This is a genomic window from Kitasatospora sp. NPDC034533, from assembly GCF_055575155.1.
Window position 1 is genome coordinate 65,862 of sequence record NZ_JBVITE010000046.1, and the last position, 7,881, is coordinate 73,742.

6 protein-coding genes are annotated in these 7,881 nt (G+C 72.7%); all 6 read right to left on the reverse strand.

Annotated features, from left to right (window positions below):
- Positions 1-3: 3 nt before the first annotated feature.
- The 6 genes from ACZ55U_RS27240 to ACZ55U_RS27265 all read right to left on the reverse strand — a co-directional run bounded on the left by ACZ55U_RS27240 (position 4) and on the right by ACZ55U_RS27265 (position 7,671).
- The gene (locus ACZ55U_RS27240) at positions 4-1,812 is read right to left on the reverse strand and encodes an SDR family oxidoreductase (RefSeq protein WP_465529972.1); all 1,809 of its coding nucleotides are present in this window, start codon (positions 1,810-1,812) and stop codon (positions 4-6) included.
- Entirely contained in the window at positions 1,809-2,714 is a 906-nt protein-coding gene (locus ACZ55U_RS27245; RefSeq protein ID WP_465529974.1) for a M24 family metallopeptidase, read from the reverse strand. The genes ACZ55U_RS27240 and ACZ55U_RS27245 overlap by 4 nt, the downstream gene beginning before the upstream one ends.
- 13 nt (positions 2,715-2,727) lie before the next feature.
- Entirely contained in the window at positions 2,728-3,819 is a 1,092-nt protein-coding gene (locus ACZ55U_RS27250; protein WP_465529976.1) for a PDR/VanB family oxidoreductase, read from the reverse strand.
- Between the two features lie 206 nt (positions 3,820-4,025).
- Positions 4,026-4,943 (reverse strand): metal-dependent hydrolase, encoded by a 918-nt coding sequence (locus ACZ55U_RS27255; protein WP_465529978.1) that lies wholly within the window; start codon positions 4,941-4,943, stop codon positions 4,026-4,028.
- 232 nt (positions 4,944-5,175) lie between these two features.
- Complete coding sequence (locus ACZ55U_RS27260; RefSeq protein ID WP_465529980.1) at positions 5,176-5,955, reverse strand: IclR family transcriptional regulator; 780 nt, start codon at positions 5,953-5,955, stop codon at positions 5,176-5,178.
- A gap of 255 nt (positions 5,956-6,210) precedes the next feature.
- Positions 6,211-7,671: a catalase gene (locus tag ACZ55U_RS27265; RefSeq protein WP_465529982.1), complete on the reverse strand. Its 1,461-nt coding sequence runs from the start codon at positions 7,669-7,671 to the stop codon at positions 6,211-6,213.
- Positions 7,672-7,881: the final 210 nt, after the last annotated feature.

Below are 7,881 nucleotides of genomic sequence, written 5' to 3' on the forward strand. Positions count from 1 at the left end.
CGGTCAGGTGAGGTTGAGGCGGGCGGCGAGGCGCAGGAGGCCCGGGCTGAGGCGGGAGAGGAAGTGGGCGGCCTTGGCCTCGGGGGTGACGGGGACGACGGGCTTGCCGGTGCGGGCGGCGGTGACGATCGCGGTGGCGACCTTCTCCGGGGGGAAGCCGCGGCGGGCGTAGAGCCTGGCGGCGCGGGCCTGCTTGGCGGCCTGCTCGTCGGCCGTCGTGGCGGAGAAGGTGGAGGTGCGGGTGATGTTGGTGTTGACGATGCCGGGGCAGATGGTGGAGACGCCGATGCCGTGGCCGACGAACTCGGCGCGCAGGCAGTCGGAGAGCATGAACACCGCGGCCTTGCTGGTGGCGTAGGCGGTGAGTGCCTTGGAGGGCAGGTAGGCGGCGGCCGAGGAGACGTTGACGATGTGGCCACCCTGGCCTCGGTCGGCCATCAGGGTGCCGAAGGCCCGGCAACCGTGGATCACGCCCCAGAGGTTGACGTCCAGGACGCGCTGCCACTCCTTCTCGGTGGTCTGGAGGAACGTCCCGGAGTGGCCGATGCCCGCGTTGTTGACCATCACGTCGGGCACCCCGTGCTCGGCGGCGACGGTCTGCGCGAAGGCGTCCACCGCGGCACCGTCGGAGACGTCCACCCGGTAGGCGTGCGCCTTCGGGCCGATCAGCGAGGCGAGTTCGGCGGTGCGCTCGGCGGCCTCCAGGTCGACGTCGCAGACCACCACCCGGGCGCCGTCCTCCGCGAAGGCGAGCGCGGTGGCCCGTCCGATGCCGCTGCCGCCGCCGGTGACCACGACCAGCCGGCCGTCGTCCTCGGCCGGCCGGCCCTGCCCCTCGTCGACGCGGGCGGCGAACTCGCGGACCAGTGCGGCCACGGTGGATCCCTTCTCCAGCAGCGCCGACCAGTGGCCGGCGTGCAGCGTCCTGCGGGTCAGCTTCGGCGCCCAGCGTTCCAGCCCCTCGGAGAGGTAGGTGCCGACGTACCGGTCCCGGGTGAGGGTGATCAGCTGGACCGGCACCTCGGTCGGCCGCTCGCGCGGACTGCCCAGGGTGGGGCGGAAGTTGGCCCGGTACAGCTCGATGCCGCGGACCGCGTCGCGGCGCAGGGTGGGCTGCGGGTGGTCGGCGCGCGGGGTGACGTGCTCCAGGTCGCGCAGCACTCGCGGCCAGGCCCGGGCCAGGCCCAGGCGCCAGATCCCGGGGGCGAGGTAGGGCAGGTGGAAGGCGGTGATGTACCAGGAGTGGAGGCCCTGGTGCAGCAGTTGGCCCAGGTGGCGCGGGGTGGGGCGGCGCAGCCGGTGGCGCAGCCAGTGGCCCATGTGGTCCAGGCTGGGGCCGGACAGGGTGGTGTACGAGGCGATCCGGCGTTCGGCGCCGGGCGCGGTGACGGCCTCCCACGACTGGATCGAGCCCCAGTCGTGGGCCAGCAGGTGCACCGGGTGGTCAGGGCTGACGGCGTCGGCGACGGCGAACAGGTCCTCGGCGAGGTGCTCCAGGCGGTAGCCGTCCCGGGTGGCGGGGACTCCCGACTCCCCCGCGCCGCGCACGTCGTAGCGGACCACGTGGTGGTCGCGGGCGAGGTCGGCGGCGATGTCGTCCCAGACGGTGTGGGTGTCGGGGTAGCCGTGCACGAGGAGGACGGTGGGGGCGGCCGGGTCGCCCTGTTCGAAGACGGCGAGCGGGAGTCCGCCGGAGCGGACCGTCCGGCGACGGACCTGACCTGCCGTCACGGACCGTGTGCCGGACAGCGCCTCGGGCACTGGCTCGGGAAGCGGCTCGGGCAGCGGCTCGGACTTCGACGGGCGCTTCATCGGGTGGCCTCCAGGGTGGTCCGGTCAGCGGCGATCGGGGCGGTGGTCGTGGCAGGGGCGGTTCGCCCGGCGGTGGCGGCCCAGCGGCGGACGTGCGGCAGGTCGTCGTCGAGCCAGTGGGCGTCGTCCTCGGTGACCACCAGCAGTTCCTCGAACTTGATGCCGACGCCCCGGAAGCCGATGTGCGGTTCGACCGCCCACAGCCCGGGGGTGGGCGCGTGCCGGGACGACCGGCCGTCCGCCCAGAGCGGTGAACGGCCGTGCAGCCGCTCGGAGATGAGCTCGCGGCCGAGGGTCTGGAGGGTGCGCACCCCGAAGCCGAACACGTTCACCCCGGCCGGGCCGCGCGCCGTGTTGCGGGTCACCTGGTGGCCGATCACCCGGCCAGGGTAGACCTGGTGGCGGTTGTCGTAGCCGTGCGCGGCGATCTGCGCGTCCACCGCGGCGTACACCTCGGAGAGCGGCTTGCGGGCCCGCACCTCGTCGAGGATCAGCTTCCGGTAGACCTCCAGGTCGGCGGCCAGCCTGTCCCAGACCCGGTTCTCGCCGACCTTGCCGCCGTAGCCGATGTCGGCGGTGTAACCGTCCACCACGGGCGCGCAGTCCAGCACGTACGGCATGCCCTCCTCCAGGCGGCGGTTGCCGGCGAAGAACTGGAGCGGGGTGTGGAAGTGCCGGAAGGCCGTGCGGTCGCCGAACCACGCGAAGGGGACGTGGAAGAAGTCCTGCACACCGGCGGCGACCAGGCGGCGGCGCAGCTCGGCGGTAGCCTGCCGTTCGGTGACGCCGGGCTCGATCCAGGCGGCGACCTGCTCGGCGCAGTGGTAGGCGAGCTGCTGGGTCTCCCGGAAGCGGGCGAGGTCGTGCTCGGTGTAGCGGAAGGCGGGGGTCGCGGTCGCCATGGCGGGGCTCCTTCTACTGGAGGTCGAGCACGAGGGTCTCGCCCTCGGCGGCCCGGGAGACGCAGGGCAGCAGGGCGCCGGCGGCACGCTGCTCGGGGGTGAGGCGGCGGTCCCGGTGGTCGGGCGAGCCGGCCAGCACGCGGACCTCGCAGGTGCCGCAGAAGCCCTGGTGGCAGGAGTACGGGAGGTCCGGGCGAGCCTCGCGCAGCACGTCCAGGGCGGAGCGGTCGGCGGGGACGTCGAGGGTCGGGCCGTCGGCGCCGAGGCGGACGGCGAACGGCTCGCCGCCGGTGACCGGGGCGGCACCGAAGCGCTCGAAGTGCAGGGAGGCGGCCGGTGACCCGTCCAGGGCGCGCTGCACGGCGGTCAGCATCGGGGCCGGGCCGCAGCAGTAGACGGCGGCTCCGCGCGGGGCGTGGGCGAGCAGCTCCGCACCGGTGGGGACGCCGCCGTGCTCGTCGTCGGTGCGCAGCACCACCCGGCGCGGGTCGAGGGCGCGCAGCTCGTCCGTGTACGGGAGGGTGCCGGCGCTGCGGCCGACGTGCACCAGGCGCCAGTCCAGGCCGTGGCGCTGGGCCTCGCGGGCCATCGGGAGCAGCGGGGTGATGCCGATGCCGCCGGCCAGCAGGAGGACGGCGGGTTCGGCGCAGAAGGCGAAGCCGTTGCGCGGGCGGCGGGCGGTGAGCCGGGTGCCGGGGTGCAGGGCGTCGTGGACCTCGACGGACCCGCCGCCGCCCCCGGGCAGCCGCCGGACGGCGATGCGGTAGGTGGTGCGGTCGGCCGGGTCGCCGCTGAGGGAGTAGTGGCGCTCGCGGCCGGAGGGCAGGGCGAGGCGCAGGTGGGCGCCGGGCTGCCAGCCGGGCAGTGAGCCGCCGGAGGGGTCGGCGAAGCTCAGCTCGACGACGTCGGCCGCCAGCGGGCGGCGCTCGGTGACGACCAGTTGGAGGGGCGGGGTGGGGCGGCCGGGCGGGCGGCGGGGGTTGCGGCGCAGCAGCGGGCCGCCGAGGGCCGGGGAGTAGCGGTCGGCGAAGGCGGTGACGAAGCGCATGAAGCCGTCGGCGCGGGGGCGGCCGTAGAGGTCGGGGGGTGGGGTGAGCAGGTCCATCCGGTGGGGTCCTTGGGCGTCGGGAGGGGCGGGCGGCGCGGGCTGGGGCGGCGAGACGGGGGTGCGGGGCGGCCGGCGGGGTGCGGGGTATGTGGTGCGGGTTTCGGAGTTCAACGAACAGGTTTCAGCGAACGGATTTCAGATGTCAGCGAACAGAAAACGTTTTCTGTTCGCTGACATCTGTCAGCCGCCACCCGTTTCACCCCTCACCCGCGCCCCGCCGCCGCCCGGGCGGCCGGGGAGGTGGCGAGGTAGCCCAGCGCCTGACTGGAGGAGCCCTCCTGAGTCGGGTGGTAGCCCGGTCGCAGGTAGCGCAGCCCGGAGCGGACCGACTTGACCGGGTCCGGCAGCAACCCGCGCTTGGAGATCCGGCCCGCCTCGCGCCAGGTGGGCTTGAGCCGCCCTTCGAGGGTCGGGTCCGCCGCGAGCAGGAAGCGGGCCCCGCGCACCCACAGGTGGACCAGCAGCGGCCCCGAGATCACCATCCCGCGCACCCGGCGCAGGTAGCCCGGGTCCAGGTGGACCATCAGGTCGTAGGCGACACTGCGGTGCTCGACCTCCTCCGCGCCGTGCCAGCGCAGCAGGTCCACCATCGTCGGGTCGGCCTTGGCCCGGTCCAGCCCCGGGGAGTTGAGGATCCAGTTGCCGAGGAAGGCGGTGAAGTGCTCGATCGCCGCGACGAAGGCGACCCGCTCGATGATGTTCTCCCGCCGCTGGGCCGGCGTCAGACCCGGCTTGTCACCGAGGACGCGGCGGAACAGCCAGGAGACCTGCCGGACGTAGGGCCGGGGGTCGAGCCCCTGGCCGAGCAGGTGCTCCAGGACCTCCTGGTGCGCCTCCGCGTGGATGGCCTCCTGCCCGATGAACCCGAGGACCTCCTCGCGCAGTTGCTCGTCCCGGACGAGCGGCAGCGCCTCCTTGAAGACCTTGACGAACCACCGCTCCCCCTCGGGCAGCAGCAGGTGCAGCACGTTGATCACGTGGGTGGCCATCGGCTCGTCCGGGATCCAGTGCAGCGGCAGCCCCGCCCAGTCGAAACGGACGTCCCTGGGCTCCAGGACGAGACCGTCGTGCACGCGCTCGGCGGGGGCGGCGAGGGCGGGGACGGGGGTGGAACGGGACATGGCGGACCCTCCTGACCTGGGAGCGGCGGCTCGACTCAGGGAAACGTACTCGCGGGTAGCCGCGGGGACAAGGGTTTCGGCACCCCTTATCGACATCGAGTCTAATAAGTGACGCACGCCGCGCGAAGGCCTGGCGAACACGGGTCGGAACGCGCGTTCGGGCCGCCGCGAAGCCGGAGGGCCCCGCCGGACGGCACGCGTCCGACGGGGCCCTGCGGCCGGGCGACGACGCTCAGACCGCCATCGCCAGCATCAGCGGCGCCGCCCGGGCCGCCAGCAGCTCGGCGGCGGCCTTCAGCTTGTGGATGTTGCCCACCGGCATCGAGGTGGCCAGGCAGCCGACCGTGCTGCCCGCCGTGATCGGCACCGCCGCGCACACCGTGCCCAGCGCGTACTCCTGGATGTCCAGCACCGGCACCGTGGCCGGCTGCCGCTCCAGCCGGTGCATCAGCTGGTCGGCGTCGATGACGGTACGGGAGGTGAGCCGGGCGACCGGGTGCCGGGAGAGGTGGTCGAGCCGGGCGTCCGAGTCCAGCTGGCTGAGCAGGCACTTGCCGATCGCGCTGGCGTGCGCGGTGGCCCGGAAGTCCACCCACTCCTGCACCGCCGGCGCGTGGTCGGCGGCTGAGACCGCCTCCACCGTCAACTCGCCGTCGTGGTAGCGGCTGAAGTACACCGCGGCACCCAACTCGTCCCGGAGTTCGGCGAGTTTGCGGTTGAGCCGGGCCTTCACCAGCTGCTCCCGGTTGTGCTGGCCGAGCAGGGCGAAGGTGCCTCCCAGCAGCCAACCACCGTCCTGGCGCTGGAGGTAGCCCTCGACCTCCAGGATCTCGGCGAGTCGCCGTACGGTGGGCAACCCGAGCGAGGTCTCCCGGGCGAGGGCCACCAGGGTGGCGCCGTCGGGGAGGCGGTCGACCGCCTCCAACAGTCTGAGGGCGTGCTGGAGGGAGGTGAACGGGTCCGTCGGACCCTGGTCCAGTGCGGCGTGACGACCCGGGGCTGGTGTCGACATGTCGTCCCCTTCCGATGTCCCCCACGGAGCGACCGCGGGCAGGCACCAGCCTATCGACCCGGCGGCCCCGGCGACTGCCGTCCGTGCATATCCGCGGACGTTCCGTACAGCGGCTGTTCCGTACAACGGCCGTTCCGTACGGCGACCGTTCCGTACGGCGACCGTTCCGTACGGCGGCCGTCGGCCGGCCCGGGCGAACGCCACGACGGCCCGCCTCCCCGACCGCGCGGGGAGGGGGCCGTCGTGCGGCAGTCGTCAGTTCTCGTCGCCCGCCCGCAGCTTGGCGACGGCGGCGGCCAGCCGGGCGCCGTACTCCTCGTCCGCCGCGTGGAAGTGGGCGAGGTTCTTCTCCACGATGTCGTCGCGCGAGACCTGCGCCAGGAAGCCCGCGATGTTGTCGATCAGCCGGATCTTCTCACCCGCCGACATCAGCCGGTACAGCTCGCCGGCCTGGAAGAAGTCGTCGTCCTTGGTGTGCGCCGGCGTGGTGTACGAACCGGTGTGGCCCCTCACCTCGACCGGCGCGGCGAGCGCCTCGTCGGTCTGGGCCGGTCCGCCGAACGAGTTGGGCTCGTAGTTCTTGGCGCGGCCGGCGCCGTTGGCCGCCATCAGCCCGTCCCGGCCGTAGTTGTTCGCCTCGGTGGCGCGCGGGGCGTTCACCGGCAGCTGGGTGTGGTTGACCCCGAGGCGGTAGCGCTGGGCGTCCGCGTAGGCGAACAACCGCCCCTGGAGCATCTTGTCCGGGGAGGGACCGATGCCGGGCACGAAGTTGTTCGGCGAGAACGCGGCCTGCTCGACCTCGGCGAAGACGTTCTCCGGGTTCCGGTTGAGCACCAGGCGGCCGACCTTGACCAGCGGGTAGTCGGCGTGCGGCCACACCTTGGTGAGGTCGAAGGGGTTGAAGCGGTAGTCCGCGGCCTCGGCGACCGGCATCAGCTGGACGTAGAGGGTCCAGGACGGGAACACCCCGCGCTCGATGGCCTGGTGGAGGTCGCGCTGGTGCGAGTCGGCGTCGCCGCCGACCATCTCGGCCGCCTGGCCAGCGTCCAGGCAGCGGATGCCCTGGTTGGTCTTGAAGTGGTATTTCACCCAGTAGGCGTCACCGTCGGCGTTGACCCACTGGTAGGTGTGCGAGCCGTAGCCGTTCATGTGCCGGTACGAGGCGGGGATGCCCCGGTCGCCGAACAACCAGGTGATCTGGTGGGTCGAGGCCGGCGAGTGGGCCCAGAAGTCCCAGACGTTGTCCGCCTCCTGCACGCCGGTGTAGGGGTCGCGCTTCTGCGAGTGGATGAAGTCGGGGAACTTGACCGGGTCCTTGATGAAGAACACCGGGGTGTTGTTGCCGACGAGGTCGTAGTTGCCCTCCTCGGTGTAGAACTTCACCGCGAAGCCGCGCGGGTCGCGCACCGCGTCGCTGGCACCCAGGTTGCCGGCCACGGTCGAGAAGCGCAGGAAGACCTCGGTGCGCTTGCCGACCTCGGAGAGGAAGCCCGCCCGGGTGTACCGCGACACCTCGTCGGTGACCTCGAAGTAGCCGTACGCGCCGGAGCCGCGGGCGTGCACGACGCGCTCCGGGATGCGCTCGCGGTTGAACCGGGCCAGCTTCTCCAGCAGTTGCTGGTCCTGGATCAGCAGCGGTCCGTACTCGCCGGCCGACGCCGAGTTCTGGTTGTCGGCGACCGGGGCGCCGGACTCCGTGGTCAGGATCTTGGACATGGAGGGTCCTTCAGGTGTCGATAAGGCGGTGCATGGAGATTGCGATGACGGATCGTCAGATCGCCCGAGGAGCCGGCACTCGGCCCCGGCGGCGGCGCATGACCGTCCGTCAGTTGGTCCTACGTTGTTGATGGGTTGGACGGGCCAGTCGTATGGTCCTGAGGCCCAGAGACGCCGGGTATGGCTTTCAGTCGGTTGCCCTCGATGGTT

What these genes read in the sequence shown, in the direction of transcription:
- ACZ55U_RS27240 (WP_465529972.1), bottom strand. Translation starts at nt 1,812, where the DNA reads ATGAAGCGCCCGTCGAAGTCCGAGCCGCTGCCCGAGCCGCTTCCCGAG.
- ACZ55U_RS27245 (WP_465529974.1), bottom strand. Translation starts at nt 2,714, where the DNA reads ATGGCGACCGCGACCCCCGCCTTCCGCTACACCGAGCACGACCTCGCC.
- ACZ55U_RS27250 (WP_465529976.1), bottom strand. Translation starts at nt 3,819, where the DNA reads ATGGACCTGCTCACCCCACCCCCCGACCTCTACGGCCGCCCCCGCGCC.
- ACZ55U_RS27255 (WP_465529978.1), bottom strand. Translation starts at nt 4,943, where the DNA reads ATGTCCCGTTCCACCCCCGTCCCCGCCCTCGCCGCCCCCGCCGAGCGC.
- ACZ55U_RS27260 (WP_465529980.1), bottom strand. Translation starts at nt 5,955, where the DNA reads ATGTCGACACCAGCCCCGGGTCGTCACGCCGCACTGGACCAGGGTCCG.
- ACZ55U_RS27265 (WP_465529982.1), bottom strand. Translation starts at nt 7,671, where the DNA reads ATGTCCAAGATCCTGACCACGGAGTCCGGCGCCCCGGTCGCCGACAAC.